Source organism: Bifidobacterium sp. LH_730 (assembly GCF_056355835.1).
Window position 1 is genome coordinate 161,245 of the sequence record NZ_JBKETB010000001.1, and the last position, 21,343, is coordinate 182,587.

The 21,343-nt window shown below is 64.8% G+C and carries 18 protein-coding genes, 1 tRNA gene and 1 pseudogene; 15 read left to right on the forward strand and 5 right to left on the reverse strand.

Translation table 11 applies throughout. The annotated features are described in order from the left end of the window. Window positions 1-19 precede the first annotated feature (19 nt). From sucC to AC1AUD_RS00895, 5 genes are all read left to right on the forward strand, one after another. Window positions 20-1,231 (forward strand): ADP-forming succinate--CoA ligase subunit beta, encoded by a 1,212-nt coding sequence (sucC, locus tag AC1AUD_RS00875; protein ID WP_476571206.1) that lies wholly within the window; start codon window positions 20-22, stop codon window positions 1,229-1,231. Then, window positions 1,231-2,157 carry a succinate--CoA ligase subunit alpha gene (gene sucD / locus AC1AUD_RS00880; protein ID WP_476571208.1) on the forward strand — a complete coding sequence of 309 codons (927 nt, stop codon included), beginning with the start codon at window positions 1,231-1,233 and terminating at the stop codon, window positions 2,155-2,157. The genes sucC and sucD overlap by 1 nt, the downstream gene beginning before the upstream one ends. Beyond that, the gene (locus AC1AUD_RS00885; protein WP_476571210.1) at window positions 2,154-3,599 is read left to right on the forward strand and encodes a cell division protein PerM; all 1,446 of its coding nucleotides are present in this window, start codon (window positions 2,154-2,156) and stop codon (window positions 3,597-3,599) included. Before sucD ends, AC1AUD_RS00885 begins: the two co-directional genes overlap by 4 nt. Further along, window positions 3,547-5,166, forward strand: coding sequence for a bifunctional phosphoribosylaminoimidazolecarboxamide formyltransferase/IMP cyclohydrolase (gene purH, locus AC1AUD_RS00890; RefSeq protein WP_476571212.1), 1,620 nt, complete (start codon window positions 3,547-3,549; stop codon window positions 5,164-5,166). The genes AC1AUD_RS00885 and purH overlap by 53 nt, the downstream gene beginning before the upstream one ends. Window positions 5,167-5,298: 132 nt before the next feature. Next, window positions 5,299-5,583: a DUF3017 domain-containing protein gene (locus AC1AUD_RS00895; RefSeq protein WP_476571214.1), complete on the forward strand. Its 285-nt coding sequence runs from the start codon at window positions 5,299-5,301 to the stop codon at window positions 5,581-5,583. Here the strand turns inward: AC1AUD_RS00895 and AC1AUD_RS00900 are convergent. After that, window positions 5,500-6,597, reverse strand: coding sequence for an MIP/aquaporin family protein (locus tag AC1AUD_RS00900; protein ID WP_476571216.1), 1,098 nt, complete (start codon window positions 6,595-6,597; stop codon window positions 5,500-5,502). The two genes, AC1AUD_RS00895 and AC1AUD_RS00900, sit on opposite strands and share 84 nt — an antisense overlap. Window positions 6,598-6,726: 129 nt before the next feature. Between AC1AUD_RS00900 and AC1AUD_RS00905 the strand changes: the two genes are divergently transcribed. The 10 genes and pseudogenes from AC1AUD_RS00905 (at window position 6,727) to AC1AUD_RS00950 (ending at window position 18,774) form a co-directional block, all read left to right on the forward strand. After that, window positions 6,727-7,497: a pseudouridine synthase gene (locus AC1AUD_RS00905; protein ID WP_476571218.1), complete on the forward strand. Its 771-nt coding sequence runs from the start codon at window positions 6,727-6,729 to the stop codon at window positions 7,495-7,497. Further along, window positions 7,494-9,632: a bifunctional cytidylate kinase/GTPase Der gene (gene der, locus AC1AUD_RS00910; RefSeq protein WP_476571220.1), complete on the forward strand. Its 2,139-nt coding sequence runs from the start codon at window positions 7,494-7,496 to the stop codon at window positions 9,630-9,632. Before AC1AUD_RS00905 ends, der begins: the two co-directional genes overlap by 4 nt. Window positions 9,633-9,746: 114 nt before the next feature. Next, window positions 9,747-9,820 (forward strand) — tRNA-Pro (locus AC1AUD_RS00915). Between the two features lie 190 nt (window positions 9,821-10,010). Then, the gene (locus AC1AUD_RS00920) at window positions 10,011-11,438 is read left to right on the forward strand and encodes a UTP--glucose-1-phosphate uridylyltransferase (protein WP_476571747.1); all 1,428 of its coding nucleotides are present in this window, start codon (window positions 10,011-10,013) and stop codon (window positions 11,436-11,438) included. 156 nt (window positions 11,439-11,594) lie between these two features. Then, window positions 11,595-13,535 (forward strand): helix-turn-helix transcriptional regulator, encoded by a 1,941-nt coding sequence (locus AC1AUD_RS00925; protein ID WP_476571222.1) that lies wholly within the window; start codon window positions 11,595-11,597, stop codon window positions 13,533-13,535. A 2-nt stretch (window positions 13,536-13,537) separates the two neighbouring features. Next, complete coding sequence (locus AC1AUD_RS00930) at window positions 13,538-13,855, forward strand: hypothetical protein (RefSeq protein WP_476571749.1); 318 nt, start codon at window positions 13,538-13,540, stop codon at window positions 13,853-13,855. Between the two features lie 131 nt (window positions 13,856-13,986). Then, a pseudogene (locus AC1AUD_RS00935) lies at window positions 13,987-16,644 on the forward strand (DEAD/DEAH box helicase). Between the two features lie 101 nt (window positions 16,645-16,745). Next, window positions 16,746-17,093, forward strand: coding sequence for an RNA polymerase-binding protein RbpA (locus AC1AUD_RS00940; RefSeq protein WP_476571224.1), 348 nt, complete (start codon window positions 16,746-16,748; stop codon window positions 17,091-17,093). Between the two features lie 60 nt (window positions 17,094-17,153). Beyond that, the gene (locus AC1AUD_RS00945) at window positions 17,154-17,870 is read left to right on the forward strand and encodes an HAD hydrolase-like protein (protein ID WP_476571226.1); all 717 of its coding nucleotides are present in this window, start codon (window positions 17,154-17,156) and stop codon (window positions 17,868-17,870) included. 151 nt (window positions 17,871-18,021) lie between these two features. After that, window positions 18,022-18,774, forward strand: coding sequence for a gamma-glutamyl-gamma-aminobutyrate hydrolase family protein (locus tag AC1AUD_RS00950; protein ID WP_476571228.1), 753 nt, complete (start codon window positions 18,022-18,024; stop codon window positions 18,772-18,774). A 232-nt stretch (window positions 18,775-19,006) separates the two neighbouring features. Here the strand turns inward: AC1AUD_RS00950 and AC1AUD_RS00955 are convergent, their stop codons facing one another. The 4 genes from AC1AUD_RS00955 to AC1AUD_RS00970 all read right to left on the reverse strand — a co-directional run bounded on the left by AC1AUD_RS00955 (window position 19,007) and on the right by AC1AUD_RS00970 (window position 21,339). After that, window positions 19,007-19,675 (reverse strand): hypothetical protein, encoded by a 669-nt coding sequence (locus AC1AUD_RS00955; RefSeq protein ID WP_476571230.1) that lies wholly within the window; start codon window positions 19,673-19,675, stop codon window positions 19,007-19,009. 100 nt (window positions 19,676-19,775) lie between these two features. Beyond that, window positions 19,776-20,159, reverse strand: coding sequence for a hypothetical protein (locus AC1AUD_RS00960; protein WP_476571232.1), 384 nt, complete (start codon window positions 20,157-20,159; stop codon window positions 19,776-19,778). Further along, window positions 20,156-20,812 (reverse strand): MerR family transcriptional regulator, encoded by a 657-nt coding sequence (locus AC1AUD_RS00965; RefSeq protein WP_476571234.1) that lies wholly within the window; start codon window positions 20,810-20,812, stop codon window positions 20,156-20,158. The genes AC1AUD_RS00960 and AC1AUD_RS00965 overlap by 4 nt, the downstream gene beginning before the upstream one ends. Window positions 20,813-20,901: 89 nt before the next feature. After that, window positions 20,902-21,339, reverse strand: a complete 438-nt coding sequence (locus tag AC1AUD_RS00970; RefSeq protein ID WP_476571236.1) for an FHA domain-containing protein — start codon at window positions 21,337-21,339, stop codon at window positions 20,902-20,904. Between the last annotated feature and the right edge of the window lie 4 nt (window positions 21,340-21,343).

The window sequence follows — 21,343 nt, forward strand, 5'->3', positions numbered from 1 at the left end:
GCCAGGAAGAGGCGAATCCATGGATTTGTATGAATACCAGGCGCGCGAGCTGCTGGTGGAGCAGGGCATTCCCACGCCGGAATCCATCTACGCGCAGAACTCGCACGAGGTGGCCGAGGCCGCTGACAGGCTCGTATATCCATGCGTGGTCAAGGGACAGGTCAAGATCGGCCACCGCGGACAGGCGGGCGGCGTCAAGCTCGCCCACGACCGAGACGACGCCGTGCTCAAGTCCGAGGACATCCTGCCGATGACCATCCACGGCCACAAAGTGGCCGGCGTGCTCGTGGCCGAGGCGAAGAACATCCTGCACGAATACTATGTCTCCATCTCCGTGGACCGCGCCTCGCGCGATTTCGACGTGCTCGCCACCGCCAACGGCGGCACCGAGGTCGAGGAGATCGCACGCGAGCATCCCGAGGCCGTCAAGCGTCTGCATATCGACGCGCTTGAGGATTTCGATCTCGAAGCCGCGACCAAGATGGCCGAAAGCATCGGCTTCTACCATGCCGATGTGGACCAGGCCGCGCAGATCCTGCTCAAGATGTGGCGTTGCTTCAAGGAGAACGACGCCACGCTCGTCGAGATCAACCCGCTGGCCAAGATCGGCGATCCCGACGATGAAAGCTCCAAAAGCCTGTGCGCGCTCGATGCGAAGATCTCGCTCGACGACAACGCCTCCTTCCGCCACGACGGATGGTCCCGCTTCACCGATCCGATCCAGCCCGACCCCTTCGAGCAGCGCGCCCGCGAGCACGGACTGCATTATGTGCATCTGACCGGCCAGGTCGGCGTGATCGGCAACGGCGCGGGACTGGTGATGAGCTCGCTTGACGCGGTCTCCGGCGCCGGCGAGGAGCAGGGCACCGGCGTCAAGCCCGCCAATTTCCTGGATATCGGCGGCGGCGCTTCGGCCGAGGTCATGGCCGAAAGCCTGGAGATCGTGCTCTCCGACCCGCAGGTCGAGTCGGTGTTCGTCAACGTCTACGGCGGCATCACCTCCTGCGAGCAGGTGGCGCGGGGCATCCTCGAAGCCTTCGAGCAGCTCGCGGTGAGCAAGCCGCTGGTCGTGCGCTTCGATGGCAACGCCGCGGCCGAGGGCCTGTCCATCCTTTCCGAGGCGAGGAATCCGAATATCCACGTCGCCGAAACCATGGAGGAGGCGGCCAGCGAAGCCGCGCGCCTTGCGACGCAAACCGTCGTGGAGCCGACGAAGGAGGAGGAACTCTGATGGCATTGTTCGTTGAGGACGGCGCTCCCGTCATCGTTCAGGGCATGACCGGACACCAGGGCATGACGCATACCGCGCGCATGCTCAAGGCCGGCACCAACATCGTCGGCGGCGTCAACGCTCGCAAGGCCGGAATCGACGTCACCTTCCCCGGCGCCAAGGATGGCGAGGATGCCGTCGTGCATGTCTACGGCTCCTGCGCCGAGGCCATCGAGGCGACCGGCGCCACCGCCAGCGTCGTCTTCGTGCCGCCGCGATTCGCCAAGGACGCGGTGGTCGAGGCCATCGAAGCCGGCATCAAGCTCATCGTCGTCATCACCGAGGGCATCCCGGTGGCCGACTCGGCCTACTTCGTCGAGCTGGCGCTGCGCCGCGGCGTGCGTGTGATCGGGCCGAACTGCCCGGGACTGATCACGCTGCCCTCCGACCCCGCTTCCCATGGCGTCAATCTCGGCATCATCCCCGACGGCATCGTCGGCCGTGGCCCGCTTGGTCTGGTCTCCAAGTCCGGCACCCTGACCTATCAGCTGATGGGTGAGCTTTCCGACATCGGCTTCACCGCGTGCCTCGGCGCGGGCGGCGATCCGATCGTCGGCACCACGCTGGTCGAGGCGCTCCAGGCCTTCGAAGCCGACGAGGCCACCAAGGCCGTCGTCATGATCGGCGAGATCGGCGGATCGGCCGAGCAGGACGCCGCGGCATGGGCCGCCGAGCATATGACCAAGCCCGTCGTCGCCTACATCGCAGGCTTCACCGCCCCCGAGGGCAAGCAGATGGGTCATGCCGGAGCCATCGTCTCCGGCGGCAAGGGCACTGCGAAGGACAAGAAGGAGGCCCTGGAGGCCGTCGGCATCCGTGTCGGACGCACCCCCGGACAGACCGCGCGCATCATGCGCGAGACGTTGGCCGCGCATTCGATCGCATGACCCCACGTCGCAGCGTCCGGATCGTCAGGGGAGCGGCCGTCGCCCTCGTCTCCATGCTCGTCTATGCCGTGAGCCTCGGCGTGTTCCTTGCCCTGACGCTGCTCGTCATATCGATGGAGGAGGGTGGCGAGAACCTGTCCGCGAGTTCCGTCGCGCTGACCAAGGCGGTGGTGTTGCTCACGCAGGGCTCGGGCTTCGTCTCGGGCCCCATCACGTTGACGCTCACGCCATTGCTGGCCACGGTTCTGCTCATCGCCCTCATACGTGCCTTGGCATTGAGGCTCAAGGCGGCGCCCTCGGGATATCCGGCGGGCGCGATCGTCTGGGTGCTGGTCGATCTGTGGCTTCGTTCCGGACTGACGGTCGAATCCGTCGACCCGGCTTGGCTGACCGCCGCAAAGGGCCTGCTGGTGTTCACCATCGGCTATGCCCTTGCCGTCGTTCCTTCCTGTGTGCTCGTCGAACGCATACGGGACTACGCGCGGGACCATGTGGGCGCCGATCTGAGACGCGCGCTGCGTCTCGGTGCGTTCACGGGCTCCGCGCTGCTGCTGGCATATCAGGCCATGGGATTGATCGCCGTCATCGTCTGGACCATCGCGGGCCGCGACGCCGTCGGCGAGGTGTTCGCGATGTCCGGCATGGAGACCGGCTCGCGGATCCTGACCAGCGTGCTGTGCCTGGCATGGCTGCCCAACGTCGCGCTGTGGGCGGTCTCCTGGCTGTTCGGTTCCGGTTTCGTCATCGGTCAGCTCGCGGATTTCACGCTGTGGATCGGTCAATCCTCCGGCCTTCCGGCCGTGCCTGCCTTCGGCATCCTGCCCCGGCCGATCGACGCCATGTGGCTGCGCACCGCGCTGGTACTGCTGCCACTGGTCTCGGGGCTCGTGGCCGGATTGTGGGGCGTTCTCTCGCGACGTTGCTTCGGTTTCCGCCTGGCCGGCCCGGGGCGCATCGACGCCCATGAGCTCGTGCTGTCCCTGGCCTATCCGGCGGGCGCCTTCTGCCTGTCCTCCGTCATCGTCTCGCTGGGCGCGACCCTCATGTTCTCCCTGGGCAACGGCGCCCTGGGCCAGCTCAGGCTCGCGCATGTGGGCGTCGACGTGATGGACTCCACCCGCGCGGTTGCCCGCCCCACCGCCCTTGGCCTGCTGATGGCCTGGGGATTGACGCTGGTTGGCGTCGCGTCGATTTTCGGGATACGCTGGTTGGCGTCGCATATCCGCCGTTCCCCGTCCCCTTCCCCGTCCTGCGCGTCGGACACGGCCGAAGCATCCGACGCGGATGCCGCCGGCAAAACCGGGGATACGGAGGACAGCACGGACGGAGGGGATATGACGCCCCGGCCCCGCATCGTCATGTCACAATCACAACACAAGGAGGAACCAGATGACCACCACGAACCGACCGCTGAAACGCGCGTTGGTGTCCGTCTTCCATAAGGAGGGCATCGAAACACTCGCCGAGGCCTTCGTCAAGGCCGGAACCGAGGTCGTCTCGACCGGTTCCACCGCCAAGAGACTGACCGAACTCGGCGTCAACGTCACCGAGGTGAGCGAGGTGACCGGTTTCCCCGAATGCCTCGACGGACGCGTCAAGACGCTGCATCCCTACATCCACGCCGGCGTCCTCGCCGACATGACCAATCCCGAGCATGCCAGGCAGCTCGAGGAATTCGGCATCAAGCCCTTCGATCTGGTGGTGGTGAACCTCTATCCGTTCGCCGACACCGTGCGTTCCGGCGCCTCCGAGGCCGATGTGATCGAGAAGATCGACATCGGCGGCCCCTCCATGGTGCGCGGCGCGGCCAAGAACCATGCCACCGTCGCCATCGTCACCGATCCGGCCGACTATGCGCTGGTGGCCCGTCGTGTGGCCGACGGCACCGGTTTCTCGCTGGAGGAGCGCGAATGGCTGGCCGCCAAGGCCTTCGCCCACACCGCCGCCTATGACGCGACGATCAACGAGTGGACGGCGAAGCACTGGCCCAAGCCCGACAGCATCGTCGCCGACGAGGAGACCGAAGAGGCCTCCGACAAGTTCCCGAAGGCCTTCACCCGCACGTGGGATCTGGCGCACACGCTGCGCTACGGCGAGAACAGCCATCAGCAGGCGGCCCTCTACCTTGATCCGCTCGACCAGACCGGTTTCGCGCATGCCGAGCAGCTGGGCGGCAAGCCGATGAGCTACAACAACTACGTCGACGCCGACGCCGCGTGGCGCGCCGTGTGGGATTTCGCTCCCGCGATCGCCGTCGCCGTCGTCAAGCACAACAATCCCTGCGGCCTGGCCATCGGCGCCACCGCGGCCGAGGCGCACCGCAAGGCCCACGCCTGCGATCCGGTGAGCGCCTACGGCGGCGTCATCGCCTGCAACACCACCGTGACCATGGAGATGGCCGAGGGCGTGCGCCCGATCTTCACCGAGGTCATCGTCGCCCCGGATTACGAGCCTGAGGCGCTTGAGCTGCTGCAGACCAAGAAGAAGAACCTGCGCATCCTCAAGGTCGCGTCCCCGGCCAAGCGCCGCACGCAGTTCAAGCAGATCGACGGCGGTCTGCTCGTGCAGGACATGGATCTGATCGACGCCCCGGGCGACGCCTCCGACGCGTGGAAGCTCGTCGCCGGCGAACCGGCCGACGAGGCGACCGTCAAGGACCTCGTCTTCGCATGGCGCGCGATCCGCTGCGTCAAGTCGAATGCGATCCTGCTGGCGCATGACCAGGCCACGGTCGGCATCGGCATGGGACAGGTCAACCGCGTGGACTCCTGCCATCTGGCCGTCGAACGCGCCAACACGCTGGCCGATGGCGCCGAGCGCGCCAAGGGCGCCGTGGCGGCCTCCGACGCGTTCTTCCCGTTCGCCGATGGCGCCGAGACGCTGATGCAGGCCGGGGTGAAGGCCATCGTGCAGCCCGGCGGCTCCATCCGCGACGAGGAGGTCATCGAGGCCGCGAAGAAGGCCGGCGTGACCATGTATCTGACCGGAACCCGCCACTTCTTCCACTGACAAACAGCCCAGACGAACAGTCCAGTGGACTGTTCGTCGATGACCACAGAGAAACGTCCGTGTGGCTACTTACCCGACCACACGGACGTTTCGCAATCCGAAACTCACAGAAAGCCAACCCAAGGAGCCAGCATGAAGAACCACCCATACGTCTCCGAGGACCACGAGGGCAAGCCGTGGTTCGAATGGTGCGTGGCCTGCGTCGTCGTGCTGGCCACGGTGCTCGCCGTATTCGGATACACGATGGCCGCCACGGCTCTGGTTGCCGTGACGGCCATCGTCTGCGGGCTGATTCGCCTGGTGTTGCGCGAACGCAGCCCGTGGAAGATCCGGTCAGTGCCGTTCGACGCCTTCATCGGCATCGCCCTGGGGCTCGGCCTGCTGGGCACCTTCCTGAGCATCGGCCTGATCATGTGAGGATTGCGCCGGCATATATCCGGTGGCATCGGCGGCAGCGACGTTTGCCTCGGCGGCATCGGCGCCGTTCATCATGAAATCGGCCTGCGCGGCCTCGGTGGACGCGACGGCCTTCTTCTTCGCGGCGGCGTCGCGCATCATCTCGGTCACGATCATCGCCAGGGCCACCAGAGCCGCGGCAAGCACCGGGCACAGCCAGAACACCCACAGCTGGCCGAGCGGATTGTCCTGAAGGCCGGCGTCGCGCGCGAACACCGCGATGCCGGTGGCACGCGCCGGGTTCAGGGCGGCGTTGGTCACCGGGAAGGTGAATCCCGCGCCGATGCCATAGGCCAGACCCATCGCCGGCGCCTGACGCTTGGAGCCAAGCGTGGCCATCGCGACGGCCACGATGATCAGCGAGGCGATGAGCTCGACGGCGATGGCCTGCGAGATGCCGAAGCTGATGCCATACTGCCCGATCGTCGCATAGGTCACCGAGTTCTTGTCATATCCGTTGACCATCGGGGTGAACCAGATGCTGCTGGCGATCTGCTCGGAGGTCGGCAGCAGGAAGCGCACCAACGCGCCGGCGGCGAGCGCGCCGACCAGCTGGAACACCGCATACAGCGCGCCGTCGAGCACCTTCGTCCTCGAGGTGAGCACCGCCGCCAGCGTCACCGCCGGGTTGAGCTGGGCCCCGGAGACGCGGGAGAGCGCGAAGGTGACGGCGGCATAGGCCGCGCCGGTCGCCACGGCCACATAGGCCATGTTGATGCCGAAGATCGCCGAGCCGAACGAGGCGAGCGCATAGACGGCGAAGCAGACGAAGAAGCTGCCCGCCAGCTCGGCGCCGACGCGCACCGCGAGGCACGGGCCCGAGTCCGCCGTGATGCCGTTCGTATGGCCGGCCGTCGGCGTTGTCCCCGCCGTCTGCGGCGTCATATCCACATCCATGCCCATGTCATCCGTGAAGTCCGTCGCCGGCGTCGCAGCGGTCTGTGCGCCGGTATCTGTTGCAAGCATGTCAGTCATGCGTATCCGTTGTTCCTTTTCCTTCGGGTCGCGGGGCGAGCCCCGCCGAACGAGGCCCAAGTGTATCAGCCCCGTCCGCTAGGATGGTGTGGAATATCTGATACCATATCCGGCCACGTTGGGAGAACGATGCCAAACGCATATTCCCGCGCCGCGAAGGCGCATGACGACACCAACCGCATCCGTCTGCAGAAGCTGCTCGCCCAGGCGGGCTTCGGCTCCAGGCGCAAATGCGAGCAGATGATCACCGACGGACGCGTCGAGGTCGACGGGGAGCTCGTCACCGAGCTCGGCACCCGCGTCGATCCGGACCGCCAGCGCGTGCGCGTCGACGGCTCGCGCGTGCATGTCAACAAGAACCACGTCACCCTCGCCCTGAACAAGCCCAAGCGCGTGCTGTCCGCGATGGACGATCCCAAGGGCCGCTTCACGCTGCGCGACATCGTCGGCGACAAATACGAGCGGATCTTCCACATGGGCCGCCTCGACTACGATTCCGAGGGCCTGATCCTCATGACCAACGACGGCGAGCTTTCGCAGCATGTGATGCATCCCCGCTACGAGGTCGAGAAAACGTATATCGCCACGCTCGAAGGCAAGATCTCCGGCACCGTGTGCCGCAGGCTGGTGACCACGGGCGTGCAGCTCGACGACGGGTGGATCAAGCTCGACCGTTGCTCGATCATTGACTCGAACCGCGACACCACGATCGTCAGGGTCGTGCTGCACTCGGGCAAGAACCGCATCGTGCGCCGCATCTTCGGCTCGATCGGCTTCCCGGTCAAGCGCCTGGTGCGCACCCAGATCGGCCCGATCAAGCTCGGCGAGCTCAAGCCCGGGTCCTACCGCGTCCTGAGCCAGACCGAGATCCGTTCCCTGCAGAAGGAGGTCGGCCTGTGATCCGCGTCGCCATCGACGGGCCCGCTGGCGTCGGCAAATCCTCGACGTCCAAGGCGCTGGCCAAATACTACGGTTTCGCCTATCTCGACACGGGCGCCATGTATCGTGCCTGCGCATGGTGGTGCCTGAAGCGGGGCATCGATCTCGACGCCGAAAGCGTTGATGAGCGAACCGTCACCGAGGCGGTGGGGGAGTTCTTCACCGAGGGGCATTTCGACATCTCCGTCGATCCCGATGCCCCGGGCGTGAGCGCCGACGGCGAGGACATCTCCGAGGCGATCCGCTCCGCCGAGGTCTCCTCGCATGTCTCGAAGGTCTCGAACATCATCCCGGTGCGGCATGTGCTGATCGCGGCCCAGCGCGCCTACATCGCGCGCGAGGCCGACCGGGACTCCTTCTCCGGAGGGCTCGGCGTGGTGGCCGAAGGCCGCGACATCACCACGGTCGTCGCCCCCGACGCCGAGGTGCGCGTGCTGCTCACGGCCCGCGAGGAGGTGCGTCAGGCACGCCGAACCGGACAGGCGGTCGCGGGCACGGGCGTGGGAGCCGACGACGTCGCCGCCCGTGACAAAGCCGATTCCAAGGTGACGAATTTCACCGAGGCGGCCGACGGCGTGACGACCCTCGACAACTCCGACCTCGACTTCTCGCAGACCCTCGACGCGCTCGTCGGCCTCGTCGACCAGGCGATCGAGGAGCAGGAATACGAGCGCTACGCCGCGAACCTCGACGACTACGAGCTCGACGAGGGCGACGAGGCGCTGATCGAGGGCGCGGAGGACGGTGCCACGACCTCGGCCGCCCCCGGCCCCAGGCAGGTGGGCGTGCTGGCCATCGTGGGGCGCCCGAATGTGGGCAAGTCCTCGCTGGTCAACCGCATCCTGGGCCGCCGCGCCGCCGTCGTGGAGGACACGCCGGGCGTCACACGCGACCGCGTCAGCTACGACGCCGAATGGGCCGGCACCGACTTCAAACTCGTCGACACAGGCGGCTGGGAGGCGGATGTCGAGGGCATCGACTCGGCCATCGCCTCGCAGGCCGAGGTGGCCGTGCATCTGGCCGACGCCGTGGTGCTCGTCGTCGACGGACAGACCGGCATGACCGACACCGACGAGCGGATCGTCAGGATGCTGCGCGCCTCCGGCAAGCCGGTGACGCTGGCCGTCAACAAAATCGACGACCATGACGGCGAATATCTGGCCGCCGAGTTCTGGAAACTCGGCTTGGGCGAGCCACATGCGATCTCGGCCATGCACGGCAGGGGGGTGGGCGATCTGCTCGACGCGGCGATCGACTCGCTCAAGAAGGCGGAGAAGACCTCCGGCTATCTGACGCCCTCCGGTCTGCGCCGCGTGGCGCTGGTCGGCAAGCCGAACGTCGGCAAATCCTCGCTGCTCAACAAACTCGCGCGCGAGGAACGCGCCGTCGTCTCCGACATCGCCGGCACCACGCGCGATCCGGTCGACGAGATCATCCGCGTCGACGGCGAGGATTGGATGTTCATCGACACCGCCGGCATCAAACGCCGCCAGCACAAGCTCACGGGCGCCGAATACTATTCCTCGCTGCGCACGCAGGCCGCCATCGAGCGCGCCGAACTGGCGCTGGTCCTCTTCGATGCCTCCGTGCCGATCTCGGACCAGGATCTCAAGGTCATGAGCTCCGCCGTGGACGCCGGCCGCGCCATCGTGCTCGTGTTCAACAAATGGGATGCGATGGACGAATTCGATAAGCAGCGCCTCGAGCGGCTGTGGACCACCGAATTCGAACGCGTCACCTGGGCGCAGCGCGTGAACCTGTCGGCCAAAACCGGCTGGCACACCAACCGCTTGGCCGACGCGATGCGCACCGCCTTGGAATCCTGGGACAAGCGCATCCCGACCGGCAAGCTCAACGCCTTCCTCGGCCGCATCCAGGCCGCGCATCCGCATCCGATCCGCGGAGGCAAGCAGCCGCGCATCCTCTTCGCCACGCAGGCCTCGACGTGTCCGCCGCGATTCGTGATCTTCGCCACCGGCTTCCTCGAGCATGGCTACCGCCGCTTCCTCGAGCGCTCCCTGCGCGAGGAATTCGGCTTCGAGGGCTCGCCGGTGCAGATCTCGGTCAATATCCGCGAGAAGAAGAAGCGCAAATAACGTGTGTTGCGCTGCGTATGGACTCTCATGCGCAGCGCAACACACCGAAGCCGCCCGCCCTTGACTATTCCGCTGGTTGTGGTAAGTTATCCAACTGTTGCGAAAAGCAATGTTCGGGCCATAGCGCAGCTTGGTAGCGCACTTGACTGGGGGTCAAGGGGTCGCGGGTTCAAATCCCGCTGGCCCGACTGAAGTTCCGGAATCCACGTATGATGTGGATTCCGGTTTTTCATATATCACATAACCCGTGGCCTGCCGCCGAGGATACCCCTGTTAACCCCCTTGAATGACTGCTTCCACACCAAAAACGGGGGTAAACTAGCTAGGCATCCTGAAGACAGGGAACGTTCCCGCACAAGGAGGACACCAGTGACCGCTATGGACGACGCATTCGACAAGTCCGCCGCGAAGATGCGCGATGCCGGCATGAGTGAAACGGCCATCAACCAGTTCCATCATCTCTACAACGTGTGGCGCCACGAGGAGGAGTCGACTTGGATCCGAGAGGAGGATGTCAAGCCTTTGACCCGGGTGCCGAGCTTCCACGACGTCTACAAGACCATCAACCATGACAAGGCCGTGGATGCCTTCGCCAAAACCGCCTTCATCAAGCTCAACGGAGGACTCGGCACCTCGATGGGTCTCGACTGCGCGAAGTCACTGCTGCCTGTGCGCCGCCACAAGGCCAAGCAGATGCGCTTCATCGACATCATCATCGGTCAGGTGATGACGGCCCGCACCCGCCTGAACGTCGAGCTGCCGCTGGTGTTCATGAACTCCTTCCGCACCTCCGCGGACACGATGAAAGTGCTCCGCCAGCACCCGAAGTTCCGCCAGGAGCAGGTGCCGATGGAGATCATGCAGCATCAGGAGCCGAAGCTCGACGCCGCCACCGGCGAGCCGGTCCTGTGGCCCGCCGATCCGGGCCTCGAATGGTGCCCGCCGGGCCATGGCGACCTGTTCTCGACGATCTGGGAATCGGGTCTGCTCGATGTGCTGTCCGAACGCGGCTTCGAATACCTGTTCATCTCGAACTCCGACAACCTCGGCGCCCGCCCCTCGCGCACGCTGGCGCAGCATTTCGAGAACACCGGCGCGCCCATCATGATCGAGGTGGCCACGCGCACCTGGGCCGACCGCAAGGGCGGCCATATCGTGCGTGACAAGGCCACAGGCCGTCTCATGCTGCGCGAGATGAGCCAGGTCCATCCCGATGACAAGGCGGATGCTCAGAACATCGACAAGCACCCGTATTTCAACACGAATTCGATCTGGGTGCGCATCGACGCCCTCAAGGAGAAGCTCGCCGAATACGACGGCGTGCTGCCGCTGCCGGTGATCCGCAACCACAAGACCGTCGATCCGACCGATTCCGAATCCACTCCCGTCGTGCAGCTTGAGACGGCGATGGGCGCGGCCGTGTCCCTGTTCGACGGCGCGATCTGCGTGCAGGTCGACCGTATGCGCTTCCTGCCGGTCAAAACCACCGATGATCTGTTCATCCTGCGTTCCGACCGCTTCCATCTGACCGACTCGTATGAGATGGAGGACGGCAACTACATCTTCCCGAAGATCGAGCTGGATCCGCGGTACTACCGCAACATCCACGATTTCGACGAGCGGTTCCCGTATTCAGTGCCGTCGTTGGCCGCCGCGGCCTCGGTGACGATCCGGGGCGACTGGACCTTTGGCCGGAATGTGGTCATGTTCGCGGACGCGGTGCTGGACGACCCGGACAAGCCCAGCTATGTGCCGAACGGCGAATATGTGGGCCCGCAGGGGATTGAACCGGACGAATGGGTGTGAGCGTTCTCATCGTGTGGTGACGCCGAAAATACGCGCCATGAAGAAAACAGGGTCATTTTTTGAAAAATGACCCTGTTCGCGTCTTCGACACCGTAATATAGATACGGGTGCGATTCGTCGCATATAAAATTACACATTAACGAACCGTGAGGACTAATGGCAGAGGGTAGCAGCGGAAGGCGGCGTTTTTCCGACAAGTGGGGCAAGCATGAACTCGACGTGCTCGCCGTATTGTCATCCGCGTTCCCCCAGTGGCTCACCTCCCGGCAGATCGCCCAGCGAGTCAAGGCATACGCCGACTCGTACGGCGAGCTGGCCGACCAGGCCGCCAAGGCGGCCTTCGCCAAGCAATTCCAGCGCGACCGCGCCAAGCTCGCGGCCATGGGCATCGCCATCGAATCCCGTCAGCCCGAATACTCCTCGAAGTCCGAGGGGCAGGACTTCGCCTCCTACCGTCTGCAGCTGGGGGACGAGCCCAGGGTGCGCATGATCTTCAAGCCCGAGGACCTGCCCGTGCTCGCCGCGGCGAACTATCTGGCCCGCTCGATGTCGATGGCATCCGAGTCCAACGACCAGCAGGCCCAGTCGCAGTCGGGGCAGCATGCCTCGCGCACCGCCCCGCGCGTGCCCCAGACCCCGATACCGGGGCTGGGACTCGACTCCATCGCCCCCGGACTGGGCACGCAGACCATCCCCGACGCACTGGTCAAGGTCATTGACTCGCGCCAGTTCACCGCCACCGTAGACGTGGACGGCGAGCACATCAACGTCGCCTACACCGATTCCGACGATCTGGCCATGTTCGTGCTCGAGCATCCCGGCGCCGTCATCGTCAGCCCCCAGGAGGCCGCCGATGCCTTCCACCGCCGTCTCGACGCGGCCTCGGCCTTCGCGCTGGCCGACGACAGCGAATCGGGGGCCAAGGCCACGGTCGTCGTCTCCTCGATCAACCGGGGCGAATCCGATGACGAGGACGAGCTGTCCAAGGCGCATGCCCGCAAACCGGGTTCGGCGTTCCAGACCGGCAGCGAGGTCGACCGGCGTCTGCGGCTCATGCTCTTCCTGTCCGCGCATCTGGGGGAGGAGTATTCCCTGGCCGAGCTTGCCGAGCGCTTCATCGGCCACTCGCGCACCGAGGAGGAGGCCCGCAAGCGCGTGGCGATCATCCACAAGGACATCAACACGCTGACGACCGTCTCCGACGACGGCGAGATGGCCGGCAGCCAGTTCTTCGACATCGACTGGTCGCTGCTCGACGCCGAGGGCATCGTCTCCGCCACCAATTCGCTGGGACTGGAACGCCTGGCGGGCATCTCGCAGCAGTATCTGAGCATGCTCACCGCCTCCGCCAGCTATCTGGCGCGATCCCCGCTGCTGCCCGACGAGCAGCGCGCGCAGGCGCTTTCCCTCTACGAACGTCTGCGCCAGCATGTGCGCCCCGGGCAGACCCCGTGGCTGTCGCTGACCGGATACGAACTCGAACCACGCAACTTCTCGATCGTCAAGCGCGCCATCTCCAAGGGCTCCCTGATGGAGATGGAATACACCGACGGCGCGGGCCGCACACGGCGCAAGCTGGTCGCGCCCGCCAAGCTCTTCGTCGACGAGGGCGTATATTATGCCGCCGTGTGGACCGACGTCGCCAAGGTGGCGCCCAAGGACAAGCTCGACCTGGTCGAGAAGAACCCGACCGTCAACAAATCCAACGGCAAGCCCCGCACCTGGCAGACGCTGCGCGTCGCCCGCATCGAACAGGCCCATATCATTGAGCCGACCGAAGCCTTCGAGGTCCCCGACGTGCCGGTGAGCGAGCTGCGCAAGTGGAACTTCGACAACGGCACCGAGGCGATGTTCGTCACCGACGGCAAGGATCTGAGCTTCGTCTCCTCGCTGCCCGGCGCGACCGTCGAAAGCGACGGCGCCGGCGAGAAGGTCCATCTGACCGTCTCCTCCGATTCATGGTTCGTGGCCTTCTGCATCGCGCACGCCCGTCATATCACAGCCGTCGCGCCCGAGACGCTGCGCACGATGATCGTGGCGCGGGCCCAGCGCGAGCTGAGCCTGGGGCATTTCGACACCGCGGACGGCGGTCGGTGAACATGCCTTGGTGGATCTGGCTCGTCCTGGCGCTGTTCATGCTCGCCATGCTCGTCGCCGGCGTCGTCTACGCGGCCCTGCATGCGATGCGCGGACTGGCTTCCCTTTCCGAAGTCGGCGGGCGTCTGTCCGAACGGCTTGATGCGATGGGGGAGCCCGTTCCGGCGGAACGCGCCGACGAGGCGCCGCTGTTCACCAAGCCCCTGGCCGAGGCGGCCGAACGATATGCCGACGCGCATGCCGGTGTGGTCGAACGGCGCATGCGCCGCCGCGAGCGTCACGTCGAGCAGTGGGCCGACTGGATGCGGGACGCCGACTGAACCGGGCGGCTCCGGCCCGTCCAGCCGCAATCGACGCCATCGGCGCCGTCGCACGGAGGAACCCCACATGCGCGGGCGCGCATGACACGTACAGCGACACGCACAGCACGGAATCACACGGGAACACTGATATGGCACGAAACCACCAAGACGGGGCGGGACAATCGCCCGCGCAACGATACGCGGCCTTCCGCAAACGCCAACGGCACGCGTCTTCCGCGGCCGCCCGATTTGCCTCGACGCTGCCCTTCGAACTCGACGATTTCCAGCAACAGGCGAACGACGCGCTCGAGGCGGGCGACAATGTGCTCGTCGCGGCGCCCACCGGCGCCGGCAAGACGGTCGTGGCCGACTTCGCGGTCTTCCTCGCCCAGGAGCGCAATGTCAAGGCCTTCTACACCACGCCGATCAAGGCCCTGAGCAACCAGAAATACCACGACCTTGTCGCCATCTATGGCGCCGACCGCGTGGGCCTGCTCACCGGCGACACCTCGATCAACTCCGAGGCGGATATCGTCGTGATGACCACCGAGGTGCTGCGCAATATGCTCTACGAGCGTTCCACGACGCTCGGCGCCCTGCGCTACGTCATCCTCGACGAGGTGCATTATCTGGCCGACCGATTCCGCGGACCCGTGTGGGAGGAGGTCATCATCCACCTGCCCGCCGACGTGAGGATAGTGGGACTGTCGGCAACCGTGTCGAACGTCGAGGATTTCTCCGCGTGGATCGCCTCGGTCAGGGGCTCGACGAAGCTGGTCGTCTCCGAACGCCGCCCAGTGCCGCTCGAACAGCATGTGCTGGTGCAGGCCGACGACCGCACGGAACCCGAGCTGCTGGACCTCTACCGCCGCGACGAGAACGGAGACCAGACCACGGCGCTCAACGCCACGCTGGTCTCCCGCCTCGACCAGCTCGACCGCGCGGCGGCGCGACGTGCCAAGGGACGAGTGGACGGCATGGACCGGCGAGGCGGCCACGGCGGCTGGCGCGCCCGCGGACACCGACCGGCCGCGGTGCGCGGCGGACGGGGCGACAGGCCGACGCGCCATATGCCTCGCCGCTGGGCCGTCGTCGACGAACTCAACTTCCTCGGAATGCTGCCCGGCATCTATTTCATCTTCTCGCGCAACGGCTGCGACCAGGCGGTCGACCAATGCCTCGACGCGGGACTGGAGCTCACGAACGAGGACGAGGTTCGCCGCATCCGCGCCATCGTCGACGAGATGGTGGAGGGCCAGCTGAGCCGCGAGGATCTGAAGGCGCTTGGTTTCGCACGGTTCCGCTTCGCCCTCGAGGAGGGCTTCGCCTCGCATCACGCCGGCATGGTCGCCTTGTTCCGGCAGATCGTCGAACGTCTGTTCGAGGAGGGTCTGGTCAAGGTGGTCTTCGCCACCGAGACTTTGGCCCTTGGCATCAACATGCCGGCCCGCTGCGTCGTCGTCGAGAAACTCGAGAAATTCGACGGCACCGGCCATGTGGCGCTGACGCCGGGGGAGTTCACCCAGCTGACCGGCCGTGCAGGCCGCCGCGGCATCGACACGATCGGGCACGCGGTCGTCGTCGACCACCGGGACTTCGTGCCCGCCACTGCGGCAGCCCTGTCCTCCAAGCGCGTCTATCCGTTGCATTCGAGTTTCCGTCCGACCTTCAACATGGCCGTCAACCTGCTCAATTCCAGCGACTACGCGACCGCCCGCGTCACACTCGACCATTCCTTCGCGCAGTGGGAGGCCAATGAGTCCGCGGGAGCGCTCGAGGCGCAGATGGATACGCTATCCCGTTCGTTGGCCGGATATGAAGAGGCCTTCGCCTGCGAACACGGCGACTTCCGTGAGTTCATGGACATCCGCATGCGTCTGACGGACCTCGAACGTGGGGAACGCAACCGGCTCAAACGCGAGGTCTTCGGCTCCGACAAGGCGCGCAAAGCCGCCTTCCGCGAGCTGGACCGGCGGATCGAGCAACTGCGCGACGCCGAGCGGAACCATCCGTGCCGCGATTGCCCGGACTTGAAGCGGCATCTGACCTGGGGCCACCGCTGGGCGCGCGAGACGCGCGAACTGGCCCGCGTGCGCAATCGATACGATTCGCGCACCGGTTAGGTGGCGCGTCAGTTCGACCGCCGCATCTGCGCGGTGCTGGAGCAGCTGGGATATCTGCGCCGCGAGAACGGCGGGGATGCCGCACCCATCGCGGATGCCATGGACGTCTTCGGCGGACGCCGCGCCGGCTACGCCGCGGACACACGACTGTCGCTGACCGAACGGGGCCAGTTGCTGCGCCGTCTCTACAGCGAGCAGGATCTGGTGCTCGCGCAGGCCATCTTCTCGGGCGCCTTCGACCTGCTGCCTCCGGCGGCCCTCGCGGCCGTGCTGTCGGGATTGGTCTACGAGGCGCGCCGAAGCGGCGGGGGAGAGCCGCGCCGCTACCCGGGCGGCGCGAGGGGACCGGTGGCGAGTGCCGCCGAGGCCCTGTCACATGCGCACGGACAGGTGGGTATGCTCTGCGAGGACATGGGACTCGAGCCTCTGGCGAAGCTCGATTTCGGCATCGTCGACGTGATCTATGACTGGGCCGATGGAGACGATCTGTCCACCGTCCTCAGGGGCACCGAATTGACCGGCGGCGATTTCGTGCGCAATGCGAAACGGCTGGCCGATGTGCTCCAGCAGATCTCCGTGACAGGTCCCTGGCTCGGGCAGGAGCACGCTTCCCTGGCCGATACGGCGCGCGAGGCGACCGACCTGGTCAACCGGGGCATCGTCGCATATTCCGGCGTCGAATAATCACTTGGCATTCCGGCGCTTCGAAGAACCGCTGCGCCGATGGCAGACACGTCCGAACTGTTTTGTAGCGTGGGTACGTCACGCAAAAGGAGGAAAAGGGAATGGCGGAACGAAGCCTGAGAGGCATGAGCATCGGCGCGAAGTCGTTGGAATCCGATGATAACGTCGATTTCGCCGCGCGCAGCGACGTGGCCTATATCTGTCCGAAGGGCCATCGCACGATTCTGCCCTTCGCCGAGGGCGCGGAGATTCCGGACGACTGGGAGTGCCGCTGCGGGCAGATCGCCCATCGCGAGGGCGACGAGGAGCACGCCGGAGAGGACGCAGGCAAGCCCGCGCGCACCCACTGGGACATGCTGCTCGAGCGCCGCAGCGAGGAGGAGCTCAAGGTCCTGCTCGACAAGCGCCTCACCATGCACCGCGAAGGCTGGTTCCCGGACTACGAGTGAGCCAGACTGGCGGGATATGTTCCGGCAATGTGTTTCGTTGACAGGAAATGGGGGAGTCGTATGACCCGCAATGGCAGGAAGGTCGTGCTGCTCGATCTCGATGGCACGCTCACCGATTCCGCGCCCGGCATCATCGCCTCGGTGCGCGGCGTCTTCGAGGAATTGGGCCAGCCGATGCCCGATGACGCCGAGTTGCGTCGTTTCGTGGGCCCGGCCATCATCCAATCGCTTGAGCGCAACCATGTGCCCGACGACCAGCTGGAGCGCGGCGTCGAGATCTACCGCGACTTCTACGCCAACCGCACCGTCTTCGACGATCCCAACAATCCCGGCGGTCCCAAGGTCCCGGGGCGTTATGTCAACGCTGTCTTCCCGGGCATCGCCGAACAGCTCGACGCGCTGAGGACCGACGGCTACTATCTGGCCGTCGCCACCTGCAAGCCGGAATACCAGGCCAAGCCGATCTGCGACCGCTTCAAGGTGACGCCGATGGTCGACGGCATCTACGGCGCCAGCCGTGACAATTCGCGTCTCGACAAGGACCAGGTCATCCGATACTGCTTCGAGAACATCGGATTCGATCCATCCGCCGGCGACCGCGCGCTGATGGTCGGCGACCGCTGGACCGATGCCGACGGCGCCAAGGCCTGCGGACTCGACTGCCTCGGGTGCGCCTGGGGCTACGCCGAGGACGGCGAACTCACCGGGCATGGCTGCTACCGCATCATCGATGCCGTGGATCAGCTTGCTTCCGCCGTCAACGAATACTTCGCCTGAAGATATTTCTTCATTTGCAAGTTTTACAAGTCCGTTTTCCGCTCATGACGAGAAACGGACTTTTTGAATCCCTATAAAAGGCCGTTAACAGCGGATGGCCATGGGGAGCTATGGTGGAGAATAGCAAGCCACGATAAGCAAGGAGATTCATATGACTGTCGACCGTCCGCTGATCGCATTGACTCCTTTGATGGATTACAAGCGAGACAGTCTGTGGATGCTGCCCGGATACATGAAGGGAATCGAGCGGGCCGGCGGCGTGCCGGTGATGTTGCCCCTGAGCGCGGGCCCAGCCGGCATCCGGCGCTGCGCGCAACTGTTCGATGGTTTTCTGTTCACCGGAGGGCCGGACGTCGGACCTTGGGTGAGGCCGGGAAACACGATCGATGAGAGGCATGTCGACACGAACGACGTCGCAGGACGCTCCGAAGCGCTGAGCATCGAGCGGGACCGGATGGAATCGCTGCTGCTTGAGGAAGTGACGAAGCTGGACAAGCCGGTGTTCGGCATCTGCCGCGGCATTCAGTTCATCAACCGCTGGTTCGGAGGCTCGCTATGGCAGGATCTTCCCAGCGAACATCCCAGCGCCGTCGAGCATCATATGACGAAACCGCCTTACGACACCTTCGGGCATACCGTGGCGCTTGCGTCCGGCACGCCATTGGCGGAACTGTTCGAAGGGCAACGGACAATCACGGTCAACAGTTACCATCATCAGGCGGTGCGCAAGTTGGCAGATGGCTTCGAGGTCATGGCCACGGCGCCGGACGACATCATAGAGGCGATGCATCGGCCCGCCAGTCGATTCCTATGGGCCGTGCAATGGCATCCGGAATTCCTCTACAAAGTCGACGAGCGTTCGCAAAAACTGTTCGACACGTTCGTCGACGCTTGTCGCGATTGATATCGATTGTCATCGTCAACGCCCACGGAGTAGTCAAGGCAGGACAGTCGGTCATTGGGTGTCATTGTTTTTTTCAATCACTAATCTGACATAACATACCTTATCGGACAATTGAAGAGGTCTCAAAAGCGAACCATTGCAGATCCGCGGAATGACGCCAAAGTGTCCCGTGCCCACCGCCACGAAACAACAAAAGGCGCCTATGACTCCTGACTGACCGACCTTGAACTCTCTACCTAGCCCACTCGGGCAGGCCGAACCGATCCTTCAATTCCTCGGCGGAACATGCGGACCAAGGAGCATCCGGAGGAACCGGTTCTCCCGGGGCCGCGATGGCGGCCTCGTGGCCGAAGACCTCGTCGCGCAGCTTCGCATAGTCGAAGTAATCGACGGAATTGTAGAATCGCGATGGATGTTCGCGTCTGTAGGCCTCGTATTCCTCCAGAGTGTCGAAGTCCGTCGATAAGACGCTGTCCTCAAGCTCGTCCAGATCTCCGTCATTGACGAAGGGGATGCGCACCAAGCGATATCCGGGCTTGAGGAACCGCTGGCTGAACTCCCAGGCACGATCCTCCGTGTATCCCTCGAAATCGCTCTCCTCGACCCCCTCCCGGAACGCCGGAAAATCCCACCATGAGTTCCAATCCGCAACCGACGTCGACGCCACCTCGAACTCGCTGATCATGCCTCCGTTCAACGACTCGGCCTTCAAGGCCTTGTCGGGATCATTCGTCCACTCCCCCGTAACCGGGGAATGAAGCATCTCCCTGATCAGATTCAGCTCATTGTCGGAGGTGTCGTCGATGTTCTCCTTAGCCGTGAGAAACTGCATGGTGTCAAGGCGCTGCATTGCATATTCATAACCGCCCATGACTTCGGCGCCTTCGCATTCAATCCACATGATGTGTTCCTTTCCTCGCCATCGATTGGTGTTTGCACACATCAACCGGACAATCTTCCGAAGGAACGGCAGCCGCAGCCTCCATGCCACGGCATCCTCATCATCCCACGCGACGTGCGGTGTGTCCGAGCGTCTCATCCATCTGGGTGCGCATGGCACGGCGCGCCTGCAGATACATCAGCGCATCCTGCGCAAGCACGCACACGAAGACCACGGCCAGCGCAGGCCATTGCACATGTGCATAGAAGTCCAACACATCGACATCGAGTCCGTTCCGGGCAAGCGCCAAGGCGGCGAACGACGCGATGAAACACAGCAGGGACGCCAGATGCACGCCGACCATCCCCCATGTCACCGGGCGGACGACGGGGTGCCGGCCCGCTCCATACCGGCTGCGGACGACGGTGATGTTGATGACGAAGAACGACAGCAGCATTCCGACCAACCACAGGCCGGCCGGAATGGCTTGGACCAGGGAACTCACGCGGACTGCCTGTGCTCGGCGCGCGCCTGGCGCTGCGCCTCGAGCTTGCGGCGCATGCGGGCCATCGTCAGCTCGTCGATCGGACGCCCGGACGCCACGCCAGCGGGCGCGGCCTCAAGATCGACATAATCCTCGTGCTCGAGCGCGTCCTTGATCTGGTGCCACAGCGAACCGACGGAAATCGCGAAGACGGCCTTGCCGCTTTGCAGCAGGTCGACCATCTGTTCGCTGGTCGTGCACTCATGCACCTCCTGGCCGTCGCACATGATCGTGACGTCCTCCAGTTGTGCGGTGGTGCGCTGCGAGAGGAACCCGATGGCGGTGGTCACATTGACGAGGTTGACGCCGGCATCCAGCAACTTCTTGGAAACGGCGAGGATGACCACGTCCTTGAAGGAATACAGCCGCCGCGAACCGGAGCCGTGGGACGGCGTGATCGACGGTTCGACGATCTGCTTGCGCGCCCAATAATCCAGCTGCCGGTAGGTGATGCCGGCGGCTTTCGACGCGACGGTGCCACGGTATCCGCGCTTGGGAGCCTCGTCATCGGTGGTGACGAACAGCAAGCCCTGCACCGCGCCCTCGTTGAGGTTATCGCGTTCCTCAAGCGGGATATGCAGATGCAGCCCGATGGCTGTGCGGTTCTCGTCCATGCCGCTCCCCTCTCCAAGTGACGCTGGTGTTATTACACCGGTGCGATTTCCATGTCCGGGACCAGACTAACACCGGCTTTGTGAAGGGTTCACGAGATTACGGCGGATTTGGTGAAGAAGACGAGCCGGAACTTGCCGATGATGATCTCGTCCCCGTTGTTGAGACGGGCCCTCTCGACGCGCTGACGATTGACGTATGTGCCGTTGAGGCTGCCCGCGTCGACGACCTCGAAGCCGCCGGCGACGCGATGGAAGACCGCGTGCGCGCGGGAGACGGTCGAGTCGTCGAGCAGGATGTCGGCGCGCGGGTCGCGGCCGACGCTCACCTCGTCCTCGTCGAGCAGATACCGCGAGCCGGACACCGCTCCCCTGGTCGAGATCAGCAGCGCCGTGCCGTCGGACAGACGGGCGATGGTGTCAAGGTCCTCCTGCGTCAGCGGACGGTCGCCGGTCGAGGTGACGGGAATATGGATGGCGGGGATACCGATGATGGTGGTTTCGCCTGCGGTGGGAATCGGATCAGTCATAAGC